This is a genomic window from Streptomyces sp. CA-251247 (assembly GCF_050952975.1).
Taxonomy (GTDB): domain Bacteria; phylum Actinomycetota; class Actinomycetes; order Streptomycetales; family Streptomycetaceae; genus Streptomyces; species Streptomyces achmelvichensis.
On record NZ_CP191861.1, the window covers coordinates 5,082,239 to 5,104,203 of the forward strand.

Consider the following 21,965-nt stretch of genomic DNA (forward strand, 5'->3'; position numbering starts at 1 on the left):
GCAGGTGTTCTACCAGGCCGTCGTGGCGGTCTTCTCGGCCGGCAGGAACAGCCACAGCGCCAGGTAGACCAGGAACTGCGGGCCGGGCAGCAGGCACGAGACGGCGAAGATGACCCGCATGGTGCCGGCGGATGTGCCGAAGCGCTGTGCCAGCGCGGCGCACACTCCACCGATCATGCGTCCCTCACGCGGGCGGACAAGTGCGGCCATGGTGGGCTCCTTTGCGAGAACCGTTCGATGGATGTTCAGGAGCGGTTCCCGGTAGCTCCTGATGTATCCATGGTGGCTCTCGACAGGGGTGCAAAGCGTCGCTCTACGGTGCGATCCCGACCCTGGGAATCGTCGGGGTCGCCCCCTGAGAGGGCTCCTCCCGCAGGACGGCACCGCGCGGCCGTGAGGAGGACCCGGCATCCGCGCCCCGCTGCCTGCGGCGCAGCCGGGCCCGGCCGGCGGGGACGACCAGCAGATGGGCGATCGTCACCCCGGCGGTGTTCAGCAGCAGCGAGTCGACGTCGAGCACCCGCCCCGGTACACCGGTCTGGAGCAGCTCTATGGCGAGGGAGAGAAACGCGCCGGCCGCGACGGTGCGGGCCAGCGAGGCCAGCGGGGAGACCATGAGCTTGCCGCCGGCCATGGGCAGCAGGACGCCGAGCGGCGCGAGCAGCAGCAGTCCCTCACCTATCCGGCGGGCGGCCTCCACGGGACCCAGCGCGAGGTCGGCCTTGATACCGGCGAAGGGCTCGAGATTCGCGGCCGTCACCCACAGCACGTCCAGCGGGCGCAGGGTCAGCCATGCCACGAGCAGCAGATGCGCGAGGAGGAGGGTGACCCCCGCCGCGCGGAAGCGGATGACGGCACTGCCGCCCTGACCTTGACGCTGCACGCCCCCCAAGACGCACGCTGCGCGCGAATCGGTTCCGGAAGCTTTCAAGTGGAAGCCGGACGGGTCGCACCGCGCGGCCCCTTCCGGGCCGTCACCGCACACCACAGCCTCGCCGGCGGGACGGACGTGACGTACGTCCCAGGCCGTGTCGCTACTCCGACGAGGACGGGGACGGCAGTGCTCCGAGCGTCGGCACCGTTTCGTCGGGCCGCTCCTTGGCCGCCTGGGAGCACGAGTAGCTCCGGGGCGCGTACGCGCCGGGTCCGCCGAGCACCACCGCGCCTCCCGGGGCCGCCGCCCGGCTCTCCGCGAACGTGCACACGATCTGGGCGAGAGCCGGCGCGGGCAGGTCCTCGGGCTGGCGGTTCAGCCGCAGCGTGTCCGCCGGGTCCCCCTTGCGCGGCCCGCCGGCCACGATCGGTCCGCGGACGTACGTGGCGAAGCCCGCCTCGCGCTCCGAGGACGACGGCTCCTTCTGCAACTCGTCGATCAGCGCCTGGGCCACCTGCACCCGGTCGGTCAGCGCCTTCTTCTCGGGCACCCCGGCCGTACGGTCCACGGACTCCAGCTGGGAGGCGCAGACGAGATAGACGCGCACCGGGACACCGCTCTCCGGCTGCGCCTGGGTGAGGTTGCCGCCCGACACCTCGCACGGCACCCGTGACGGCGCCGGCCCGGCGTCGACGGGGACCTGGGTGGACCTGATGCCGCACCCGCCGATGGCGAGGGCGCCCAGGAGGGCGGCGAACGCCACCACGGCCCGCCTGCCCGCTGCGTTCGGCGTCACCGTGTGCCTTCCTCTCCCCGGTCACGGCTCTGTGCGTCCGTGCCCTCGTCCAACCCCGCGTCCGCGTCGGTGTCGCCGTGCCCGTCGCAGTCCTTCGCGTCGGAGCTGTCGCGCGGCAGCCGCAGCACGAACACCGCGCCGTCGCCGTCCGGCGAGTTCGCCGCGGTGATGGTGCCGCCGTGGATGTGCGCGTTCTCCATCGCGATCGACAGGCCGAGACCGCTGCCCTCCGAACGCGGCCGTGACGCGCTCGCCTTGTAGAACCGGTCGAAGACATGCGGCAGGACGTCCTCGGGGATGCCGGGCCCGTGGTCCCGTACCTCGATCAGCAGCTCGCCGTCGACCGGGCGCACCGACACCCGTACCGGCGAGCCGCCGTGCTTGAGGGCGTTGCCGATCAGGTTCGCGAGGATCACGTCCAGGCGGCGCGGGTCGAGCCGCGCCATGATGCCGCGCTCGGCGTCCAGGTCCACGGCGTCCAGCCAGGCGCGGGCGTCGATGCACGCGGTGACCTGGTCGGCGACATCGACGTTGTCCACGACGAGCCTCGCGGTGCCGGCGTCGAAGCGGGTGACCTCCATGAGGTTCTCCACCAGATCGCCGAGCCGCCGGGTCTCGCTCACCACCAGGTTCACCGCGGGCGCGATCATCGGGTCGAGGGTGTCGACCTCGTCCTCCAGCACTTCGGTGACGGCGGTCAGCGCGGTGAGCGGGGTGCGCAGCTCGTGCGACATGTCGGCGACGAAACGGCGGCTGGACTCCTCCCGCGCGCTCATGTCGTCGACCTTCTTCTCCAGCGACGCGGCCGTCTTGTTGAACGTCCGCGCCAGTTCGGCCAGTTCGTCCGTCCCCGACACCCGCAACCGGGTGTCGAGCTTGCCCTCGCCGAGCCGCCGGGCCGCCTCGCCGAGCCGGTGCACCGGCTTCAGCACGGTCGTGGCCGCGGCCTGGGCGAGCAGCGCCGAGCCGACGAGTGCCAGCGCGGTCGCGATCGCCAGCGACCAGGCCAGCGAATTGAGGTCCTGCCGTTCCTGGTCCAGCGACTTGAAGACGTAGCCCGTCGGGCCGCCACCGACGATCCGGGTGCCGCCGACGAGGAAGGGCTCGCCGTTGCGCTCGGTGCGCAGCCAGTACAGGTGGTACGGGACCTGGTTGCCCGCACCTATGTCCTGCCGCTTGTCCACCGCCTCGCGCAGCCGCCCCGGCACGTCGTCCAGCGTGAAGGTGTCCGGGTCGGAGGTGACGACCACCGGCTTGCCCTCGTCGCGCTGGCCGACGAGGAGCACGCTGTAGTCGGCGTTGCCGTCGGCCATCTGCTCGGCGGCGTCCTGGAGTTCGGCCTGCGTCGGCTCCAGCGGGAGCGCCGCCGCCCGGTTCTGCATGTCCTGGCGGAAGTCCGCGAGGGCGGAGTCCTGCGTCCGGGTCAGTACGGCTTCCCGGTTCAGCCAGTACGCGATGCCCGAGGCGGACACCGCCGCGGTCAGCGCGACCGCAGCGAAGACCACGACCAGCCGGAGCCTGAGGCTCGTCCAGCGCAGCGGGGCGAGTATCGCGCGCTTTGCGGCACTGCTCACCGAGGGGTTCCGTTCATGGGAATGACGGTGCAGACAGGTGTCACTGCGGAACGTCCAGCCGGTAGCCCACGCCGCGCACCGTGCGGATCAGGGTCGGCGAGGACGGCACGTCCTCGACCTTCGCCCGCAGCCGCTGGACGCACGCGTCCACCAGTCGTGAGTCGCCGAGATAGTCGTGCTCCCACACCAGACGCAGCAGTTGCTGCCGGGAGAGCGCCTGCCCGGGCCTGCGGCTCAGTTCGAGCAGCAGCCGCAGCTCGGTGGGCGTGAGCTGGAGGTCCTCGCCGTTCTTGGTGACCGTCATCGCCGAGCGGTCGATCACCAGGGAGCCGAAGGTCGCCGAGTCGGTGGACTCCCGCTCGCCGCGGCGCAGTACGGCCCGGATCCGGGCGTCCAGCACACGGCCCTGCACGGGTTTGACGACATAGTCGTCCGCGCCCGACTCCAGACCGACCACCACATCGATGTCGTCGCTGCGTGCGGTCAGCAGAATGATCGGCAGCTGATCGGTGCGCCTGATACGGCGGCACACCTCGAAACCGTCGATCCCGGGCAGCATCACATCCAGCACGATCAGGTCCGGTCGCTGCTCACGCAGCAGTTTCAGACCGTCCTCTCCCGTCGCCGCGGTGGCCACTCGGTGGCCCTGGCGTGACAGCGAGAGTTCGAGGGCCGTGCGGATGGCGTCGTCGTCCTCGATCAGCAACAGGAAAGGCACGGTGGTCATTCTGGCCCATGTGTGCGCCGGAGTTCGACTGCTGGAGCGCTCCCACACCCTTCCTCCCCTTGTGAGAGGCGTAAAGAGAGCTTTGCGAACCGGTGGCGCAGCGGGTCCGGGACGGGTCCGGTGGCCCCTGTGACAGGCCTGTGACAGTCGGCGGACACCGCCATGAAATCGCCTGGGCAAGCTTTTGGCACACGGACGGAAACAGACTCCACCGACGGGGGGCGCGAGATGAACGCACTGCACAGCACCAACTCAAGCGCAGTTGTCACGCGTCTCCATGACGTCGTGAGGGGACCGGAGAAGTCCGGCGCCGTGAACGGGCGGGGGTGCGTTCGCGGCGCCGGGCGTCAGCACAAGCCGTCGTACATGACGGTCGTTGACGTGCCCACGGGGGGCAGCGGAGCGGCGTACGGGGAGGGCTCGGGGGAGCAGGCAGGACTGTCGGAGGCGGAGTTCACCGCCTACGTGCAGGAGCGCCGCTCCTCCCTGTACGCCACCGCCTACCACCTCACCGGTGACCGGTTCGAGGCCGAGGACCTGCTGCAGAGCGCGCTGTTCTCGACCTACCGGGCCTGGGACCGGATCAGTGACAAGGCGGCGGTCGGGGGCTACCTCCGCCGGACCATGACCAATCTGCACATCAGCGCCTGGCGCCGGCGCAAGCTCAACGAGTACCCCACGGAGGAGCTGCCGGAGACGGCGAGCGACACCGACGCGATGCGGGGCACGGAGCTGCGTGCGGTGCTGTGGCAGGCGCTGGCCAGGCTGCCCGAACTCCAGCGGACGATGCTGGTCCTTCGCTACTACGAGGGCCGCACCGACCCGGAGATCGCGGAGATCCTGGACATCAGTGTCGGCACGGTGAAGTCGAGCATCTGGCGGTCGCTCCGCCGGCTGCGCGAGGACGAGGTCCTCAGCTTCGGCCGTGACGAGGAGGAGTCCTTCGGCGAGCTCGTGGCCTGAAGGTACTGGGGGGAAAGAGAAGGGGGCCGCCGTTTCGGGGGAGACGGCGGGAGTGGGGGATCACGGGGGTCACGGGGGACCCACGGGGGAAACGGAGCGGGACCGGACAGGCCGGGGGGTCTTGTCCGGCCCCGCTCCGTCGTGTTCGGGCCTGTGCGAACAGCTGCCGCGGTGGGGCGCGTTACGCGGGTGTGCGGGTCGCGGGTGTTACGCGGACGTGCGGGCCGCGGGTGCCCGGCGGCAGCGGCCGGCCGCCGCGGCCGCGAACCGGCCGAGTGCCTCGTCCTTGCCGCACGGATACGCGCCCAGCTCCCGCTGCCGCGCCACGATGCCCCGCTCGGCCCGCATGAGCCGCCAGCCGCGGCGCACGAGGAAGCCCACCGACTTGCGGCCCTCGCGCAGATCCCGCACCAGACGGCGCCGGAAGGTCGTGGACGGCCGCCCGCGCAGACAGAGCGCGTCCGCCAGCACGCCGAGGTCCTGGCACCGCGCCACGATGTCCGCCGCGAAGATGCCCTCCGCCACGAACAGCGGTGTGCGTCCGATGTCGAGCGAATCCCGGCCCACGCGCGCGCTGGTGGCGAGGTCGTACACGGGAACGGTCGTCCGTCCCGTACGGCACAGCTCCACCACGGCGGCCACCGCCGCGTCCGCGTCCCACGACCCGGGGGAGTCCCAGTCGATGTCGGAGGTGCCCTCCACCGACGGAAGCGTCGGGTCGTCACCCTCCTTGTAGAAGTCGTCGAGGCGCAGCACGGGCAGGCCCGTACGGGCGGCGAGGGACGACTTCCCGGATCCTGAGGGGCCCGAGAGCAGCACGACACGAGTCGGTATGGGGGATGAGCTCACGGGACACCAGTGTGACGCATTGACCCGTGAAGGGGACCCCTCGGGTCGGACGTTGGTATCGGCATCACACCTCAACTACGCTGCGTGCCCAACCGATTACTCGTCTCGTCCAGTCAGGAAATCCCATGGCACGTCACGCAGCTCCCCAGTCCCGGCGGCTCGCCCTCGGCGCAGGTCTGACCGTCGCGGCGGTGGCCGCGGCCCTCGGCGCCGCCGGTGCCGCCCATGCGGCACCGGCGGCGCCCGTGGGCCTCGATGCCCTCGGCGCCGCTCTGCCGGCCGGGCAGGACGCCGGCCCGGCCGCCGGGCTGACCGGTGTGGTCACCAACTCGGTCACCGGCATCACCCAGCTCCGCAGCCTCCAGCTGAACCCGCTGGCGAACACCGGAGTCGACCCGCTGGCCAATGGAGTCGCCACCCAGGTCGCCGACTTCAAGCCGCTCTCCACCACCGCCGCCACCGGGCCGCTCGCGTCGGGCGCGGCGATCGAGGACCTGCCGGTGGTCGGCGGCGTCGTGGGAGCACTCCCGCTCTGAGCACCTCTCCCCTGTCCGGCCCGCTGTGCGTGACCGGACAGGAGAGGAGCCCCCTGCCGCCGGACGGGACGGCAGGGGGCTCCTGATCGGGGAGGCGGATCCGCTCAGTAGGCCGAGCCGGACGCGCCGAGGGAACCCGTCGGGTGCCAGACCGTCTTGGTCTCAAGGAACGCGGTCATGCGGTGCGTGCCCGGGTCGGCCGCGTAATCCACAGCCTGGGGACGGAGAACCCGCTTCAGGTTGTCCGCGGCCGCGATCTCCAGCTCCCTCGCCAGCATCTCGTCGGCGCCGGCCAGGTCGATGGCGTTGACGTCCTGGTGCGAGGCGAGCGGGGTCGCGATCTCGGCCGTACGGCCGGAGAGCACATTGACCACACCGCCGGGCAGGTCCGAGGTGGCCAGCACCTCGCCGAGCGAAAGCGCCGGCAGCGGTGCCCTCTCGCTCGCCACGACGATCACGGTGTTGCCCGTGGCGATGACCGGGGCGATCACCGAGACCAGGCCGAGGAACGACGACTCCTGCGGCGCGAGCACGGTGACGACACCGGTCGGCTCGGGAGTCGACAGGTTGAAGAACGGACCCGCGACCGGGTTCGCGCCGCCCACGACCTGGGCGATCTTGTCCGTCCAGCCCGCGTACCAGACCCAGCGGTCGATCGCCGCGTCCACGATGGCCGACGCCGCGGACTTGGACAGCCCCTCGGCGGCCGCGACCTCGTTGCTGAACTGCTTGTGCCGGCCCTCCAGCATCTCCGCGATGCGGTAGAGGATCTGACCGCGGTTGTACGCGGTCGCGCCCGACCAGCCGCCGAACGCCTTGCGCGCGGCGACGACCGCGTCACGGGCGTCCTTGCGGGAGGAGAGGGGCGCGTTGGCCAGCCACGTGCCCTTGCCCGCCGCATCCGCGGCTGATGTTTTCGCCGTCACCTCGTACACCCGGCCGCTCTCGGAGCGGGGGAACTTGCCCCCGACGTACAGCTTGTAGGTCTTGAAGACGCTCAGACGAGTCACGTCAGACATCGAGGTAGGCCTCCAGACCGTGGCGGCCGCCCTCGCGGCCGAAGCCCGACTCCTTGTAGCCGCCGAAGGGCGAGGTCGGGTCGAACTTGTTGAAGGTGTTGGCCCACACCACGCCCGCGCGGAGCTTGCCCGCGACCGCGAGGATGCGCGAGCCCTTCTCCGTCCAGATGCCGGCGGAGAGGCCGTACTGACTGTTGTTCGCCTTCGCGACCGCCTCGTCCGGCGTACGGAAGGTGAGCACCGACAGCACCGGGCCGAAGATCTCGTCGCGGGCGACGGTGTGCGCCTGCGTGACGTTCGTGAACAGCGTCGGCGCGAACCAGTAACCCGAGGAGGGCAGCTCGCAGGGCGCCGACCAGCGCTCGGCGCCCTCGGCCTCACCTGTCTCGGCGAGCGCGGTGATCCGCGCCAGCTGCTCCGCGGAGTTGATCGCGCCGATGTCGGTGTTCTTGTCCAGCGGGTCGCCCATACGCAGCGTGGACAGCCGGCGCTTCAGCGAGTCCAGCACCTCGTCCTGGACCGACTCCTGGACGAGCAGCCGGGAGCCGGCGCAGCAGACCTGGCCCTGGTTGAAGAAGATGCCGCTGACGATGCCCTCGACGGCCTGGTCGATGGGGGCGTCGTCGAAGACGATGTTGGCGCCCTTGCCGCCGAGCTCCAGGGTGGCCTTCTTGCCGGTGCCCGCGATCTGCCGGGCGATCGCCTTGCCGACACCGGTCGAGCCGGTGAAGGCGACCTTGTCGACGCCCGGGTGCTCGACGAGCGCGGCGCCGGTCTCGCCGTAGCCGGGAAGGATGTTGACGACACCCTTCGGCAGGCCCGCCTGACGGCAGATGTCGGCGAAGAACAGTGCGGAGAGCGGGGTCGTCTCGGCGGGCTTCAGCACCACCGTGTTGCCCGTGGCGAGCGCGGGCGCGATCTTCCACGCCAGCATCAGCAGCGGGAAGTTCCAGGGGATGACCTGGCCGGCGACGCCGAGCGGGCGGGGGTTGGAGCCGTAGCCCGCGTGGTCGAGCTTGTCGGCCCAGCCCGCGTAGTAGAAGAAGTGCGCGGCGACCAGAGGGAGGTCCGCGTCACGCGTCTCCCTGATCGGCTTGCCGTTGTCCAGCGTCTCGAGGACGGCGAGCTCGCGGCTGCGCTCCTGGATGATCCGCGCGATGCGGAACAGGTACTTGGCGCGCTCGGCGCCGGGCAGCGCGGACCACTTCTCGAACGCCCTGCGGGCGGCCTTCACGGCACGGTCCACGTCCTCGGTGCCGGCCTGGGCGACCTCGGCGAGGACCTCCTCGGTCGACGGCGAGACGGTCTTGAAGACCTTGCCGTCGGCGGCGTCGGTGAACTCGCCGTCGATGAACAGGCCGTACGACGGCGCGATGTCGACGACCGAACGCGACTCGGGAGCCGGCGCGTATGCGAATGTCTGCTTGTCCATGGGGTCTCAGTCCACCGTGACGTAGTCGGGGCCGGAGTAGCGGCCGGTGGCCAGCTTCTGGCGCTGCATCAGCAGGTCGTTGAGCAGGCTCGACGCACCGAAGCGGAACCAGTGGTTGTCCAGCCAGTCCTCGCCGACGGTCTCGTTGACGAGGACGAGGAACTTGATCGCGTCCTTGCTGGTACGGATGCCGCCCGCGGGCTTCACGCCCACCTGTACCCCAGTCTGCTCCCGGAAGTCGCGAACGGCCTCGAGCATGAGCAGGGTGTTCGACGGGGTGGCGTTGACCGCGACCTTGCCCGTCGACGTCTTGATGAAGTCGGCGCCCGCGAGCATGCCGAGCCAGGAGGCGCGGCGGATGTTGTCGTACGTGGAGAGCTCGCCGGTCTCGAAGATGACCTTCAGGCGGGCGGCGCCGGAGGCCTCCTTCACGGCGCGGATCTCCTCGTACACCTTGAGGTACCGGCCGGCGAGGAACGCGCCGCGGTCGATGACCATGTCGATCTCGTCCGCACCCGCGGCGACGGCGTCGCGGACGTCCGCGAGCTTCACGTCGAGGGCGGCGCGGCCGGCGGGGAAGGCGGTGGCGACGGAGGCGACCTTGACGTCCGAACCCTGAAGGGCGGCCTTGGCGGTCGCGACCATGTCGGGGTAGACACAGACGGCGGCGGTCGCCGGGGTACCGCGGTCGGTCGGATCAGGACGGACGGCCTTGGCGGCGAGCGCCCGGACCTTGCCCGGGGTGTCCGCGCCTTCGAGCGTCGTCAGGTCGATCATGGAGATGGCCAGGTCGATGGCGTAAGCCTTGGCCGTGGTCTTGATCGAACGGGTACCGAGGGACGCGGCGCGCGCTTCGAGGCCGACGGGGTCGACGCCGGGAAGCCCGTGCAGGAAGCGGCGCAGCGCAGTGTCGGACGCCGTCGCGTCGGCGAATGCAGGTGCAGTGGTGGGCATGGTCACCAGATGAGCATATCTACGCGCGTAGCGACCTGTACAGGGGGAGGGGGTGGTTGTGTGCGGAGGGGGGCTTGGGCCGTTGTGCGGCGTCGGGTCCCTGGGGCGGGGCGGGGCCGGGCGGGTGCTTGGGCCTTGGGGTCGTCGTGCGGCGCGGCTTTCCTGGGGCGGGCCCGGGCGTTGGGGCGTCGGGTTCTTGTGCGGCGTCGGGTCCGGGGGCCCTCCGGGCTCGACTCCTCGGGGTCGGCGGCGTACAGCTGTGTTGTCTTGGTCACCCGGGTGTTGCCGCCGATCCCCTGCGGGGACGACCCTGCACGCCCCCTGCCGAGCGGTCGAGGACGCGACCCGTTGATGCCCACCCGGAAGCGAACCCGAGCCCGTTCGGCGGCAGCAATTGACCCCTTCTTCCCCCCTCACCCACATCGGCGTGGCCGCCCACTCGCCGCAGCGGGGGTGTGGGGCGCAGCCCACAGGAACGAGTTCGTCCACCTGTACGGGGCAGGGGGCCGGCCCGCCGCGGCGCGAAGCTGCCGCTACGCAGGGGGTGTGGGGCGCAGCCCCACAGAAACACCCGTCCACCCGCACCAGGCAGGGACAGCCGGCCATGCGGCGCGAAGCTGCCGCAGTGGGGGTGTGGGGCTCAGCCCCGCGGGAACACCTTCGTCCGCCTTCACCCGACAGGGACGGTCAGGGGGTGTGGGGCGCAGCGGCAGGCGAGGGTGCGGCAGAATCGGGGGATGAGCAGTTCGCCGACTCCCGCCGAGAACACCTACGCCGACCGTGTCTTCCGGTCGTCCGCCGGAATGGGCGGTGGAGTGCTGCTGCTCGCCCTCGTCGCATGGATCGCCGGGGACGCTCTCGTCCGGGGCGAGGGGCGCACCCCCTGGATCGCCCTCGCCGGGGCCCTGCTCGTCGTGCCCGTCGTCGTCGCGTTCACGATGCGGCCCGCCGTTTTCGCCAACGACGACCGGCTGCGGGTCAGGAACCCCTCCCGGACGATCACTCTTCCCTGGGCGGACGTCGCCGATGTGCGGGCGTCGTTCTCGAGCGAGGTGTTCACGCAGGACGGGAAGAAGGTCCAGCTGTGGGCCGTGCCCGTGTCCTTGCGGCAGCGCAAGCGGGTCTCGCGGCGGCAGATGCAGCGGGCGCACGACGATCCGCACGGGCGGACGTCCGTCAACGCCGACGTGAGCGACAAGGCACGTCTGGCGCCGGCCGATCAGACCGTCGCCGATCTGCGGGAGATGGCCGAGCGCAACGCCTCCAGGCCCGAGGCGCAGGGGCAGATGCAGGTCCGCTGGGCGTACGAGCTGCTCGCGCCCACTCTCGCGGGGCTCGTCCTGCTCATCGTGCTGCTGGCGGTCTGACCCGCTCACCGGGCGATGGCCTGGGGGCGGCCGAGGGGCAACGCCCGGATGAAGGACGGCTCCACCTCCCCTGTTCGGCCCCACCCCTCCCGTACGCGTCCATAGATTGCCCCTGCCGACGCAGTGGGGGTGAGGCATGGTCGGGCGAGCCGACGAAGGCAGCTGGACAGCGGCGTTGTCCGGGACGAGGTGCCGGATCGACGTCGACGGCGCAGGGCGTTACGGCTGGCGGCTGATCGCCCCGAACGGGCGCGTGGTGGCCGTGTCGGCGACCACGTTCGGCGATCACGGTTCGTGCGCCGCCGCGTTCGCGTCGTTGTGCGCCGGGCACGCCGCCATGACCGGCGGGGTGCAGCACACCCCCGACGGCAACGGCTGGGTGTGGCTGCTCCGCGACGCCGACGGCCGGGCCGCGGCCGTCTCCGGACGGGCCTACGAACGCCATTCGACCTGCCGCGCCGCACAGCAGCGTTTCCGCCTGCTCCTCGCGGAGCCGGCCGTCACAGGACATGGCTGACGGATCACGGCGGCCCCCTCCAGACCAGCAGCATGTACGCGCCCAGCCACGCGGACATGAGCGTCGAGGTGCCCAGCACGACGGCGACCGTCGCCTTGCGCCGGGCCCGGGCCAGCGCCTGGGCCACCGGCAGCAGCAGCGGGAATCCGGGCAGCAGGAAGCGTGCCCGGGGGAAGTAGACGCCGCCGCTGCCGAGCACCACCAGCAGCAGTACGCCCGTGAACACCAGCAGGGGCAGCGGCTGCCGGTCCACCGCGCACAGCAGGTAGAGCACGACGGAGAGGATCAGCACCGCCGAGACGGCCAGGACGAACAGCTGGGGCCGGGTCATGTAGATCAGCTGCTGGCGCAGCTCCAGCAGGGTCGCCCGGCCGCCGTCCCAGTCGTTCTTCCACAGCCGTTGCACGGCGAAGTAGCCGTCCACGCGGCCCACCCGCACCCCGACCCAGGCGACGAACCCCAGCCAGCCCAGCGGCGCCAGGCACGCGCCCGCCACGGCCGTCGTGCGGACGCCGGGGTCGCGCCGGGCGGCGAGCAGCGCGGCGAGGCAGACGGCCGCCGCCACCGCGATGCCCGTGGGCCGGGTCAGGCCCGCCAGGGACGCGAGCGAACCCGCCCACAGCCAGCGGCCGGTGAGCACCGCGTACAGCGCCCAGGCCGCGAGGGCCGTGAACAGCGACTCCGTGTAGCCCATCCACTGCACCATCGCGACCGGCAACGTGCCCCACAGGACCGTGAGCAGGGTGCCGACCCGCCGTCCGCGGAGCCGGTCGCCGACCGCGAAGACGCCCCACGCGGCAACGAACGAGCAGGCGATCGCGAGCATCAGCCCGACCGAGGCGCGTGAGCCGGGCGTGACCGCCGCGACCGCCTTCACCAGCGTCGGATAGAGCGGGAAGAAGGCGAGATTGTTCTCGTTGACCGCGGTGCCGAGCCGGTCGGTGTACCCGTGCTCGGCGATGCCGAGGTACCAGTCGGAGTCCCAGGACGTGGCCAGCGTCGGCCAGATGCCGTGGCCCTTGGCGTGGGCGAGGCGGGCGACGGCCAGCAGCCCGCACAGCCGGACGGCGAGATAGACGGTCAGCGCCGGGGCCGCGCGCCGCAGCGAGCGCAGCACCCGGCTTCCCGCGCCGGGTGCGTCCCCGCGCCCCGGGGCCGGTGGCCGGCGGGAGGCGGGGACGAATGCGTGGACGGTCGCGGCGGGAGACACGGCGGCTGCTCCTGGGACTCGGCGTGCGCTACCGGGTCACACCCTTGCCCGGACGGCCCCGGGGAGCGGGGCGGGCTGCCGCCACGCCGTACGAGATTCACCCGTACGGGCGGCCCCGCGCGGAGCCTTGAGCCCAGCGCGGGTCCGCCCGCCGTCAGATGCCGGCGGACGCCGAGAGGTCCCGCTTGATCGCCGTCAGCACCTCGGTGGCCCGCTCGCGCGCGGCGGGCAGCGCGGCCGCGTCCGCGACCGGGACGACGACCTCCAGGTAGCACTTGAGCTTGGGCTCGGTGCCGCTCGGGCGGACGATGACGCGGGCGGTGAACTCGCCGTCGAGGTGGTACCGCAGCCCGTCCGTCGGCGGCAGGCTCTGCGTACCGCGGTTCAGGTCCTCGGCGCTGGTGATCCGCAGTCCGGCCAGTTCGGCGGGCGGCTGCTCGCGGAGCCGGCGCATCGCGTCCGCGATGATGCTCAGGTCCTCGACCCGCACCGAGAGCTGGTCCGTGGCGTGCAGACCGTGTTCGACGGCCAGGTCGTCGAGCAGATCGGTCAGTCCGCGGCCCTGCTCCTTGAGCTCCGACGCCAGCTCGGCGACGAGCAGCGCGGCGGTGATGCCGTCCTTGTCGCGCACGCCGTCGGGGTCGACGCAGTAGCCGAGCGCCTCCTCGTAGCCGTACCGCAGGCCTTCGGCGCGGGCGATCCACTTGAAGCCGGTGAGCGTCTCCACGAAGGGCAGCCCGGCGGCTTCCGCGATCCTGCCCAGCAGGGACGAGGACACGATCGACTCCGCGAAGGTGCCCGTCGCGCCCTTGCGGACGAGGTGTGCGCCGAGCAGCGCGCCGACCTCGTCGCCGCGCAGCATGCGCCACTGGCCGGCTGCGCTGTCGTCGGGCACGGCGACGGCGCAGCGGTCGGCGTCGGGGTCGTTGGCGATGACGATGTCCGGCCGGACGCGGCGCGCGGTCTCGAAGGCGAGATCCATCGCACCCGGCTCCTCGGGGTTCGGGAACGCGACGGTCGGGAACGCGGGGTCGGGCTCGGCCTGCTCCGCGACGAGGACCGGGTCCGGGAAGCCCGCCCGGGCGAAGGCGGCGGTGAAGACCTCCGTGCCGACGCCGTGCAGGGCCGTGTGGACGACGCGGACCCCCCGCGGGGACCCGGCGGCCAGCACGGCGTCCGTACGCGCCAGATAGGCCTCCAGGACCTCCTCGCCGAGGACGTCCCAGCCGGACTCGGCGCGCGGTACGTCGTGCAGGCTGCGGATCGCGTCGATCTCGGCGGCGATCTCCGCGTCGGCGGGCGGCACGATCTGCGAGCCGTCGCCGAGGTAGACCTTGTAGCCGTTGTCGCGGGGCGGGTTGTGGCTGGCGGTGACCTCGACGCCCGCGACGGCGCCCAGCTGCCTTATGGCGAAGGCGAGTACGGGAGTCGGCAGCGGACGCGGCAGCACGGCCGCCCGGAGGCCGGCGGCGACCATGACCGCCGCGGTGTCGCGCGCGAAGTCGGCGGACTTGTAGCGGGCGTCGTAGCCGATGACGACGAGGCCGCCGTTCTCGCCCTTGGCGCGGAGGTACGCGGCGAGGCCCGCGGCCGCGCGGATCACGACGGCGCGGTTCATCCGCATGGGCCCGGCGCCGAGCTCGCCGCGCAGACCGGCGGTGCCGAACTGGAGCGTGCCCGCGAACCGGGCCGCGAGCTCGTCGGTCTCCCGGGACTCGATGAGCTTGCGCAGCTCGTCCCGGGTCTCGCTGTCCGGGTCCTCGGCCAGCCAGGCCTCGGCCCGGGCGATGAGGTCCTGCGTCACGGTGTGTGCCTCTCGTGATGGGTCGGGGGAACTCCGGCCCGGCCGGCGATGAAGGACACGGCCGAAGGCCGTTCTCCGGGGACCCGGGTCCCCGGAGGCGACAGATGTCAGATCCGGTCCAGGACCCTCGTCAGCAGCGAACCCATGCGCGCCGCCGAGTCGCGGCCCGCCTGGAGCACCTCTTCGTGGTTGAGCGGCTCGCCCGTCAGTCCGGCCGCCAGGTTGGTGACGAGGGAGATGCCCAGCACCTCCGCGCCCGCCTCGCGGGCCGCGATCGCCTCGAGCACCGTCGACATGCCGACCAGGTCGCCGCCCATGACGCGGACCATGTTGATCTCCGCCGGCGTCTCGTAGTGCGGGCCGGGGAACTGGACGTAGACGCCTTCCTCCAGCGAGGAGTCGATCTCCTTGCACAGCGCGCGCAGCCGCGGCGAGTACAGGTCGGTCAGGTCGACGAAGTTCGCGCCGACGATCGGGGAGGTCGCCGTCAGGTTGATGTGGTCGCTGATCAGCACCGGCTGCCCGGGGCGCATGCCCTCGCGCAGACCGCCGCAGCCATTGGTCAGGACGACGGTCTTGCAGCCCGCGGCCACCGCGGTGCGCACACCGTGTGCGACGGCGGCCACGCCGCGGCCCTCGTAGTAGTGCGTACGCCCCAGGAAGACGAGCGCGCGCTTGCCGCCGATGCGGTACGAGCGGATCTTGCCGCCGTGGCCCTCGACCGCCGGGGGCGGGAAACCGGGCAGTTCGGTGACCGGGAACTCGGCCTCGGGAGCACCGAGCGCGTCGACGGCCGGAGCCCAGCCCGAGCCCATCACCAGGGCTACGTCGTGTGTCTCGGCGCCGGTCAGCTCGCGCAGGCGGGCGGCGGCGGAGTCGGCCGCGGCAAGGGGGTCGGCGGAGACGCCGTTGAGGTCCGGGTTCACTGATGCGTTCACGCGAATGAGGGTAGCCGGTGATTTCCTACGCGCGTAGATGACGCAGCGTACGGTCTTCGGATCGTTGTCTTGTCGTTTCCGACGAACACGCTCCGTGGCCGCCCCGGTGCCCGGCGCGGCCGTCAGCAGGGCCGCTTCCGCAGCTCCATCACATAGTCGTGAGGCGCGCCGGCCGAGTCGGCCGCGTCCGCGAGTTCGCCGAGATAGCGCGCCGACGGCAGGCCGCCCTCGTAGCCGTTCAGCACGTAGACCCACGCCGGCTCCTCGCCGTCCAGGGTGTCCACGCGGACCCGCATCCGCCGGTAGATGTCCATGCCGACACCCTCCCAGCGGTCCATCGAGTCCTCGTCCATCGGGGCGATGTCGTACAGCGCGACGAAGACCTGGGAACGCGGCGCCTCCACGATCGTGGCCAGCGCTCCCTCCCAGCCCATCTGCTCGCCGCCGAACGTCAGCCGGTGGCCGTTCAGCCAGCCGGTGCCGCGCAGCGGGGAGTGCGGGGCGCGGCGGGACATCAGCCGCGCGTCGAGGTTGCCGGCGTACGCGGCGTAGAGCGACATGGGATTGAGGGTACGGGAGGGGCGCCGGTGCGGGGTCCTGGGGACGAGGTGGGCCAGGGGGCGTGGTGGGTTCTGTCCGGTGGGTGGACGGCGGTGGTGCGGGTCCCCCTGCCGGGTTCCTGGGCTGCGGGTCCTTGTCCCGCGTCGGGTCCGGGGGGCCCTCCGGGCTCGACTCCTCGGGGTCGGCGGCGTACAGCTGTGTTGCCTTGCGTACCCGGGTGTTGCCGCCGATCCCCTGCGGGGACGACCCTGCACGCCCCCTGCCGGGGTCGAGGACGCGACCCGTTGATGCGTACCCGGAAGCGAACCTGAGCCGGTTCGGATGCAGGGCATGCGGCTGCCGGGTTCCTGGGCTGCGGGTCCTTGTCCCGCGTGGTGGGCGGTGGGGGGATCTTCCGGGACACTCGGGGTGGACGCCTTCCCGCATGGGAGGCCCCGGGAGTGAGCGGGTTGAAGCGTGCGGGACAATGGAGTACGTACTCCAGCCCAGCGGGACACCCCACCCGGCAGTAACGAGAGCGCGAGGCGTAACCCCTGTGACCCGGATCGTGATCATCGGCGGCGGACCCGGCGGATACGAGGCGGCCCTGGTGGGCGCCCAACTCGGCGCGGAGGTGACCGTCGTGGACTGCGACGGCCTCGGCGGCGCATCCGTACTGACGGACTGTGTGCCCTCCAAGACCCTCATCGCCACGGCCGAGGTGATGACCACCTTCGACTCCTCGTACGAGGAACTGGGCATCATCGTCGCCGACGACACCCCGCACATCGAGCAGGCCGCCCGGGTGGTCGGCGTGGACCTCGGCAAGGTCAACCGCCGTGTGAAACGTCTCGCACTCGCCCAGTCCCACGACATCACCGCCTCCGTCACCCGGGCGGGCGCACGCGTGATGCGGGGCCGCGGCCGGCTGGAGGGCCAGCAGGCGATGGACGGTTCCCGCAAGGTGATCGTGCGCGCCGCCGACGGGAGCGAGGAGACGCTCACCGCCGACGCCGTGCTCATCGCGACCGGTGGCCATCCGCGGGAGATCCCGGACGCCCTCCCCGACGGAGAGCGCATTCTGAACTGGACGCAGGTGTACGACCTGGACGAGCTCCCCGAGGAGCTCATCGTGGTCGGCTCCGGTGTCACCGGTGCCGAGTTCGCCGGTGCCTACCAGGCGCTCGGCTCCCGGGTCACCCTCGTCTCCTCCCGCGACCGCGTGCTGCCCGGTGAGGACCCGGACGCCGCCGCGGTCCTCGAGGACGTCTTCCGCCGCCGCGGCATGAACGTCATGGCCCGCTCCCGCGCCGAGTCCGCGAAGCGCGTCGGCGACCGGGTCGAGGTCACGCTCTCCGACGGCCGGGTCATCTCCGGCTCGCACTGTCTGATGGCGGTCGGCGCGATCCCGAACTCCGCGGGCATGGGCCTGGAGGACGCGGGCGTACGGCTCAGGGACTCGGGCCACATCTGGACCGACAAGGTCTCGCGCACCAGCGCCCCGGGCGTGTACGCGGCCGGTGACGTCACCGGCGTCTTCGCGCTCGCCTCGGTCGCCGCCATGCAGGGCCGGATCGCGATGTACCACTTCCTCGGCGACGCGGTGCAGCCCCTCAACCTCAAGACGGTCTCGTCGAACGTCTTCACCGACCCGGAGATCGCGACCGTCGGCTACACCCAGGCCGACGTGGACGCGGGCAAGATCGACGCCCGTTCGGTGAAGCTGCCGCTGCTGCGCAACCCGCGCGCGAAGATGCAGGGCATCCGCGACGGTTTCGTCAAGATCTTCTGCCGGCCCGGCACGGGCATCGTGGTCGGCGGCTGTGTGGTCGCGCCGCGTGCGAGCGAGCTGATCCATCCCATCTCGATCGCGGTCGACAACAATCTGACGGTCGAACAGATCGCAAACGCTTTCACCGTGTACCCCTCTCTGTCGGGGTCGATCGCGGAGGTGGCACGCCAGTTGCACACCCGGAAGACGGCCGGCGAGGCGTAAATCCGAAGAACCCCGGGCACTTGGCGCACCGGCGGTCAACTTCGGCTCCGCCTATACCACTTGCCGAACTCCGATAGGGGCAACTTCTGCTATTCGGCGCATAGTGCTGAAAACTATCGGCCGGTGGGGTTACTGTCAGTTTCGTGTTCGCTGCAGAACGTCGCCAATTGATCCTCGAAATGGTGCGCGCCAACGGAGCCGTGTCGCTCCGTGAGCTCGCCCGCGTCGTCCAGACCTCCGAAGTGACCGTACGTCGGGACGTGCGGGCACTGGAGGCAGAAGGACTCCTCGACCGCCGCCACGGCGGTGCGGTACTGCCGGGCGGATTCACGAGAGAGTCCGGCTTCCCGCAGAAATCCCTGTCCGCCACCGCGGAGAAGACGGCCATCGCCGACCTCGCCGCGGGCCTCGTCGAAGAAGGCGAGGCCATCGTCGTCGGCGCCGGTACGACCACGCAGGAGCTGGCCCGCCGGCTCGCGCGTGTTCCGGGGCTGACCGTTGTCACCAACTCCCTGCTGGTCGCCCAGGCGCTGGCCCATGCCAACCGCGTCGAGGTCGTCATGACCGGCGGGACCCTGCGTGGCTCGAACTACGCACTGGTCGGCAGTGGCGCGGAGCAGTCGCTCCAGGGACTGCGGGTCTCCCGTGCCTTCCTGTCCGGGAGCGGGCTCACCGCCGAGCGCGGTCTGTCCACCTCCAACATGCTCTCCGCGAGCGTCGACCGGGCGCTGGTGCAGGCCGCGGCCGAGGTGGTGGTCCTCGCGGACCACACCAAGCTGGGCACCGACACCATGTTCCAGACCGTGCCGACGGACGTCATCACCAGGCTGGTCACGGACGAGCCGCCGGCCCACGACGACCGTGCGGCCACCGAGCTCCAGGCGCTCGCCGACCAGGGGGTGCAGATCGCCGTGGCCGGTGCGGCAGGGGCCGCCGAGACGGCCCCCGGCCGCCCGCCCCGCCGTGATGTGCCGCTCCCGGGACAGCGCCGCACCCGCGGCGGGCCGGGGCATCAGCTGCGCAGCGCGGCCGGAGCGCTCGCGCCCGACCCCGGTGTGGAGCGGGCGGCGAGGGTGGCGGACCTCCGCCGCAGGTAGGTCCTCGCCGCGCAGGTGGTGTTCGGCGCCCGTGTGCGGTGCCTTACGGGCGGTCCGGCCGCAGGCCCTTCAGGGTGAGCAGCAGGAGCCGGTCCGCCAGTTCCGGGTCGTCGGGTGTCTGCTCCGCGGCCAGCGCGATCGCGTTGGTCAGCTGCATCAGATCCACGATCGAGACGTCCGGGCGCACGGCGCCGCTCTCCTGCGCCCGTACCAACAGCGCGTTGCCCGCCTCGCGCAGCGGCACACAGGACTGTGAGAGTGCCGAACTCCGGTCGTGGGACGCCGACATGAGCGCCCTGGAGAGGCCCCGGTACTCACCCGCATGAGTGATGATGGCGCGCAGCCACTCCACCAGCGCCGTGCACGGCCGGTCCGCGCCGGCCAGTTCGCGGGAGCGCTCCAGCAGTGACGCGAGCGCGTCCTGGAAGACCGCGTTCATCATCGCGTGACGGTTGGGGAAGTGCCGGTACAGCGTGCCGATACCGACCCCCGACCGGCGGGCGATCTCCTCGAGCGAGGCGTCGGTGCCGTGTTCGGCGAAGGCGGTACGGGCCTCGCCGAGCAGCCGTTCGTAGTTCCGGCGCGCATCCGCCCGCATCGGCCGTTCCGAGGCCGCTGTCGTACTCGTGGTCATCGTGCCGTCCTCCCTGGGCCGCACCGGTCTCCAGGATGCCACCGAGCTGCCGGCGGCTTCCCGGGTACGGATACGGGACCGCCCCGCCGGTCCGAGGACTCGGCGGGGCGGGATCCGCACCTGTGCATGACGCGCCGGACGTCAGTCCTTGATCTCGCAGATGGCCGCGCCGGACGAGACGGATGCTCCGACCTCGGCGGCGAGGCCCTTGATGGTGCCCGCGCGGTGCGCGTTCAGGGGCTGCTCCATCTTCATGGCCTCCAGGACGACGATCAGGTCGCCCTCCTTGACCTCCTGGCCCTCCTCGACCGCGATCTTGACGATCGTGCCCTGCATCGGGGACGCGAGGGTGTCGCCCGAGGCCGCGGACGCGGACTTCTTCGCGGCACGGCGCTTGGGCTTCGCCCCCGCGGCCAGACCGGTGCGGGCCAGCGACATGCCGAGGGAGACCGGCAGCGACACTTCGAGGCGCTTCCCGCCGACCTCGACGACGACCGTCTCGCGGCCCGGCTCGTCCTCGACCTCTGCCTCCGCCGGGGCGGCGAACGCGGGGATCTCGTTGACGAACTCGGTCTCGATCCAGCGGGTGTGGACGCGGAACGGGTCGCTCGTGAACGCCGGGTCGCGGACGACCGCACGGTGGAACGGGATGGCCGTGGCCATGCCCTCCACGGTGAACTCGTCCAGCGCACGCGCGGCACGCTGGAGCGCCTGCTCACGGCTGGCGCCGGAGACGATCAGCTTGGCCAGCAGGGAGTCCCACGCCGGGCCGATCACGCTGCCGGACTCCACGCCCGCGTCCAGGCGGACACCGGGGCCGGAGGGCGGGGCGAAGGTGGTCACCGTGCCGGGGGCGGGCAGGAAGCCGCGGCCCGGGTCCTCGCCGTTGATGCGGAACTCGAAGGAGTGGCCGCGCACCTCCGGGTCGCCGTAGCCGAGCTCCTCGCCGTCGGCGACGCGGAACATCTCGCGCACCAGGTCGATGCCGGTGACCTCTTCGGTGACCGGGTGCTCGACCTGGAGACGGGTGTTGACCTCCAGGAAGGAGATCGTGCCGTCGGTGCCGACGAGGAACTCCACCGTGCCGGCGCCGACGTAGCCGGCCTCCTTGAGGATGGCCTTCGACGCGGCGTACAGCTCGGCGTTCTGCTCGTCCGTCAGGAAGGGCGCGGGGGCCTCCTCCACCAGCTTCTGGTGGCGGCGCTGGAGCGAGCAGTCACGGGTCGAGACGACCACGACGTTGCCGTGCTGGTCGGCCAGGCACTGGGTCTCCACGTGCCGCGGCTTGTCCAGGTAGCGCTCGACGAAGCACTCGCCGCGGCCGAAGGCGGCGACCGCCTCGCGAACCGCGGAGTCGTACAGCTCCGGCACCTCTTCCAGGGTGCGGGCGACCTTCAGACCGCGGCCACCGCCGCCGAAGGCGGCCTTGATCGCGATGGGCAGGCCGTGCTCCCGGGCGAACGCGACGACCTCGTCGGCGCCGGAGACCGGGTCGGGCGTGCCGGCCACCAGCGGAGCACCGGCGCGCTGCGCGATGTGACGGGCGGCGACCTTGTCGCCGAGGTCACGGATCGCCTGCGGCGGCGGGCCGATCCAGGTCAGCCCGGCGTCCAGCACGGCCTGGGCGAACTCGGCGTTCTCGGACAGGAAGCCGTATCCAGGATGGATGGCGTCCGCACCGGAGTCCTTCGCGGCCTGAAGGACCTTGGCCATGTCCAGATAGCTGGCTGCCGGAGTGTCACCGCCCAGGGCGAACGCTTCGTCTGCCGCGCGGACGTGCAGAGCGTCCCGGTCCGGATCGGCGTAGACGGCTACGCTCGCGATCCCGGCGTCCCGGCAGGCCCGGGCAACACGGACAGCGATTTCGCCTCGGTTGGCGATGAGCACCTTGCGCACGATGGCTCCCTCCTTGAAACAAGCTGAGTTTAGGGACAGCCGACACGGCCTTTCGACCCGTCCCCAATGGTGAGCTTGCCCACACGGAGCGTGATTCGAGGCTCGCCCCAGTCGCGAAATCCCTAGTCGCACCACGGTACGACGGGTTTCCTCCTCGCACAGTAGCCCTCTTGTGTGGCGCAGGTCTCTGTTCGTGGAGCCAGCGGCCGAACGGGTTTCTTTGTGGAGTCCCTACGAATGGG

Annotated in this window: 21 protein-coding genes; 6 read left to right on the top strand and 15 right to left on the bottom strand. The window is 71.6% G+C overall.

Annotation, left to right across the window (positions count from 1 at the left end; genetic code table 11):
- Positions 1 to 9 precede the first annotated feature (9 nt).
- The 5 genes from ACQPWZ_RS22570 to afsQ1 form a co-directional block, all read right to left on the bottom strand.
- Complete coding sequence (locus ACQPWZ_RS22570) at positions 10 to 210, bottom strand: PspC domain-containing protein (RefSeq protein WP_313944515.1); 201 nt, start codon at positions 208 to 210, stop codon at positions 10 to 12.
- Positions 211 to 313: 103 nt separating this feature from the next.
- A complete protein-coding gene (locus tag ACQPWZ_RS22575) occupies positions 314 to 883 on the bottom strand; it encodes a VanZ family protein (protein WP_340474952.1) in 570 nt (189 codons plus the stop codon).
- 151 nt (positions 884 to 1,034) lie between these two features.
- Positions 1,035 to 1,670, bottom strand: a complete 636-nt coding sequence (locus ACQPWZ_RS22580) for a hypothetical protein (protein WP_433572244.1) — start codon at positions 1,668 to 1,670, stop codon at positions 1,035 to 1,037.
- Entirely contained in the window at positions 1,667 to 3,244 is a 1,578-nt protein-coding gene (locus tag ACQPWZ_RS22585; protein ID WP_433572245.1) for an ATP-binding protein, read from the bottom strand. Before ACQPWZ_RS22585 ends, ACQPWZ_RS22580 begins: the two co-directional genes overlap by 4 nt.
- A 40-nt stretch (positions 3,245 to 3,284) precedes the next feature.
- On the bottom strand, positions 3,285 to 3,962 hold the full coding sequence (gene afsQ1 / locus ACQPWZ_RS22590) for a two-component system response regulator AfsQ1 (RefSeq protein WP_175257369.1): 678 nt from the start codon (positions 3,960 to 3,962) through the stop codon (positions 3,285 to 3,287).
- A gap of 237 nt (positions 3,963 to 4,199) precedes the next feature.
- Between afsQ1 and ACQPWZ_RS22595 the strand changes: the two genes are divergently transcribed.
- Entirely contained in the window at positions 4,200 to 4,934 is a 735-nt protein-coding gene (locus ACQPWZ_RS22595) for a SigE family RNA polymerase sigma factor (RefSeq protein WP_313944512.1), read from the top strand.
- A 207-nt stretch (positions 4,935 to 5,141) separates the two neighbouring features.
- Here ACQPWZ_RS22595 and ACQPWZ_RS22600 read toward each other — a convergent pair whose 3' ends face one another.
- A complete protein-coding gene (locus ACQPWZ_RS22600; protein ID WP_340474956.1) occupies positions 5,142 to 5,783 on the bottom strand; it encodes a hypothetical protein in 642 nt (213 codons plus the stop codon).
- Positions 5,784 to 5,908: 125 nt separating this feature from the next.
- On the opposite strand from ACQPWZ_RS22600, the gene ACQPWZ_RS22605 reads away from it, so the two are divergent.
- Positions 5,909 to 6,319, top strand: a complete 411-nt coding sequence (locus ACQPWZ_RS22605; RefSeq protein ID WP_433572246.1) for a hypothetical protein — start codon at positions 5,909 to 5,911, stop codon at positions 6,317 to 6,319.
- A 104-nt stretch (positions 6,320 to 6,423) separates the two neighbouring features.
- On the opposite strand, the gene ACQPWZ_RS22610 is transcribed toward ACQPWZ_RS22605, so the two are convergent.
- The 3 genes from ACQPWZ_RS22610 to deoC are packed head-to-tail and all read right to left on the bottom strand — an operon-like array spanning position 6,424 to position 9,724.
- The gene (locus tag ACQPWZ_RS22610) at positions 6,424 to 7,338 is read right to left on the bottom strand and encodes an aldehyde dehydrogenase family protein (protein ID WP_405572213.1); all 915 of its coding nucleotides are present in this window, start codon (positions 7,336 to 7,338) and stop codon (positions 6,424 to 6,426) included.
- The gene (locus tag ACQPWZ_RS22615) at positions 7,331 to 8,770 is read right to left on the bottom strand and encodes an aldehyde dehydrogenase family protein (protein WP_433572247.1); all 1,440 of its coding nucleotides are present in this window, start codon (positions 8,768 to 8,770) and stop codon (positions 7,331 to 7,333) included. The genes ACQPWZ_RS22610 and ACQPWZ_RS22615 overlap by 8 nt, the downstream gene beginning before the upstream one ends.
- 6 nt (positions 8,771 to 8,776) lie before the next feature.
- Positions 8,777 to 9,724: a deoxyribose-phosphate aldolase gene (gene deoC / locus ACQPWZ_RS22620; RefSeq protein ID WP_356701590.1), complete on the bottom strand. Its 948-nt coding sequence runs from the start codon at positions 9,722 to 9,724 to the stop codon at positions 8,777 to 8,779.
- Between the two features lie 737 nt (positions 9,725 to 10,461).
- On the opposite strand from deoC, the gene ACQPWZ_RS22625 reads away from it, so the two are divergent.
- Positions 10,462 to 11,091, top strand: a complete 630-nt coding sequence (locus ACQPWZ_RS22625; RefSeq protein WP_433572248.1) for a PH domain-containing protein — start codon at positions 10,462 to 10,464, stop codon at positions 11,089 to 11,091.
- Positions 11,092 to 11,227: 136 nt separating this feature from the next.
- Positions 11,228 to 11,608 carry a hypothetical protein gene (locus tag ACQPWZ_RS22630; protein ID WP_433572249.1) on the top strand — a complete coding sequence of 127 codons (381 nt, stop codon included), beginning with the start codon at positions 11,228 to 11,230 and terminating at the stop codon, positions 11,606 to 11,608.
- Between the two features lie 4 nt (positions 11,609 to 11,612).
- Here ACQPWZ_RS22630 and ACQPWZ_RS22635 read toward each other — a convergent pair whose 3' ends face one another.
- The 4 genes from ACQPWZ_RS22635 to ACQPWZ_RS22650 all read right to left on the bottom strand — a co-directional run bounded on the left by ACQPWZ_RS22635 (position 11,613) and on the right by ACQPWZ_RS22650 (position 16,120).
- On the bottom strand, positions 11,613 to 12,818 hold the full coding sequence (locus ACQPWZ_RS22635; protein WP_383243880.1) for a hypothetical protein: 1,206 nt from the start codon (positions 12,816 to 12,818) through the stop codon (positions 11,613 to 11,615).
- A gap of 154 nt (positions 12,819 to 12,972) precedes the next feature.
- Positions 12,973 to 14,622 (bottom strand): phospho-sugar mutase, encoded by a 1,650-nt coding sequence (locus ACQPWZ_RS22640; RefSeq protein ID WP_340474965.1) that lies wholly within the window; start codon positions 14,620 to 14,622, stop codon positions 12,973 to 12,975.
- Positions 14,623 to 14,729: 107 nt separating this feature from the next.
- Complete coding sequence (locus tag ACQPWZ_RS22645; RefSeq protein ID WP_340474967.1) at positions 14,730 to 15,560, bottom strand: purine-nucleoside phosphorylase; 831 nt, start codon at positions 15,558 to 15,560, stop codon at positions 14,730 to 14,732.
- Positions 15,561 to 15,682: 122 nt separating this feature from the next.
- Entirely contained in the window at positions 15,683 to 16,120 is a 438-nt protein-coding gene (locus ACQPWZ_RS22650; protein ID WP_313944502.1) for a gamma-glutamylcyclotransferase, read from the bottom strand.
- A 536-nt stretch (positions 16,121 to 16,656) separates the two neighbouring features.
- Between ACQPWZ_RS22650 and ACQPWZ_RS22655 the strand changes: the two genes are divergently transcribed.
- On the top strand, positions 16,657 to 18,096 hold the full coding sequence (locus ACQPWZ_RS22655) for an NAD(P)H-quinone dehydrogenase (protein WP_313944501.1): 1,440 nt from the start codon (positions 16,657 to 16,659) through the stop codon (positions 18,094 to 18,096).
- A 143-nt stretch (positions 18,097 to 18,239) separates the two neighbouring features.
- Positions 18,240 to 19,193: a DeoR/GlpR family DNA-binding transcription regulator gene (locus ACQPWZ_RS22660; RefSeq protein WP_313944500.1), complete on the top strand. Its 954-nt coding sequence runs from the start codon at positions 18,240 to 18,242 to the stop codon at positions 19,191 to 19,193.
- Positions 19,194 to 19,236: 43 nt separating this feature from the next.
- Here the strand turns inward: ACQPWZ_RS22660 and ACQPWZ_RS22665 are convergent, their stop codons facing one another.
- The gene (locus ACQPWZ_RS22665) at positions 19,237 to 19,827 is read right to left on the bottom strand and encodes a TetR/AcrR family transcriptional regulator (RefSeq protein ID WP_356701305.1); all 591 of its coding nucleotides are present in this window, start codon (positions 19,825 to 19,827) and stop codon (positions 19,237 to 19,239) included.
- 141 nt (positions 19,828 to 19,968) lie between these two features.
- Entirely contained in the window at positions 19,969 to 21,723 is a 1,755-nt protein-coding gene (locus ACQPWZ_RS22670; protein WP_340474970.1) for a biotin carboxylase N-terminal domain-containing protein, read from the bottom strand.
- Between the last annotated feature and the right edge of the window lie 242 nt (positions 21,724 to 21,965).

What these genes read in the sequence shown, in the direction of transcription:
- ACQPWZ_RS22625 (WP_433572248.1), top strand. Translation starts at nt 10,462, where the DNA reads ATGAGCAGTTCGCCGACTCCCGCCGAGAACACCTACGCCGACCGTGTC.
- ACQPWZ_RS22650 (WP_313944502.1), bottom strand. Translation starts at nt 16,120, where the DNA reads ATGTCGCTCTACGCCGCGTACGCCGGCAACCTCGACGCGCGGCTGATG.
- ACQPWZ_RS22595 (WP_313944512.1), top strand. Translation starts at nt 4,200, where the DNA reads ATGAACGCACTGCACAGCACCAACTCAAGCGCAGTTGTCACGCGTCTC.
- ACQPWZ_RS22615 (WP_433572247.1), bottom strand. Translation starts at nt 8,770, where the DNA reads ATGGACAAGCAGACATTCGCATACGCGCCGGCTCCCGAGTCGCGTTCG.
- ACQPWZ_RS22605 (WP_433572246.1), top strand. Translation starts at nt 5,909, where the DNA reads ATGGCACGTCACGCAGCTCCCCAGTCCCGGCGGCTCGCCCTCGGCGCA.
- ACQPWZ_RS22610 (WP_405572213.1), bottom strand. Translation starts at nt 7,338, where the DNA reads ATGTCTGACGTGACTCGTCTGAGCGTCTTCAAGACCTACAAGCTGTAC.
- ACQPWZ_RS22630 (WP_433572249.1), top strand. Translation starts at nt 11,228, where the DNA reads ATGGTCGGGCGAGCCGACGAAGGCAGCTGGACAGCGGCGTTGTCCGGG.
- ACQPWZ_RS22570 (WP_313944515.1), bottom strand. Translation starts at nt 210, where the DNA reads ATGGCCGCACTTGTCCGCCCGCGTGAGGGACGCATGATCGGTGGAGTG.
- deoC (WP_356701590.1), bottom strand. Translation starts at nt 9,724, where the DNA reads ATGCCCACCACTGCACCTGCATTCGCCGACGCGACGGCGTCCGACACT.
- ACQPWZ_RS22665 (WP_356701305.1), bottom strand. Translation starts at nt 19,827, where the DNA reads ATGACCACGAGTACGACAGCGGCCTCGGAACGGCCGATGCGGGCGGAT.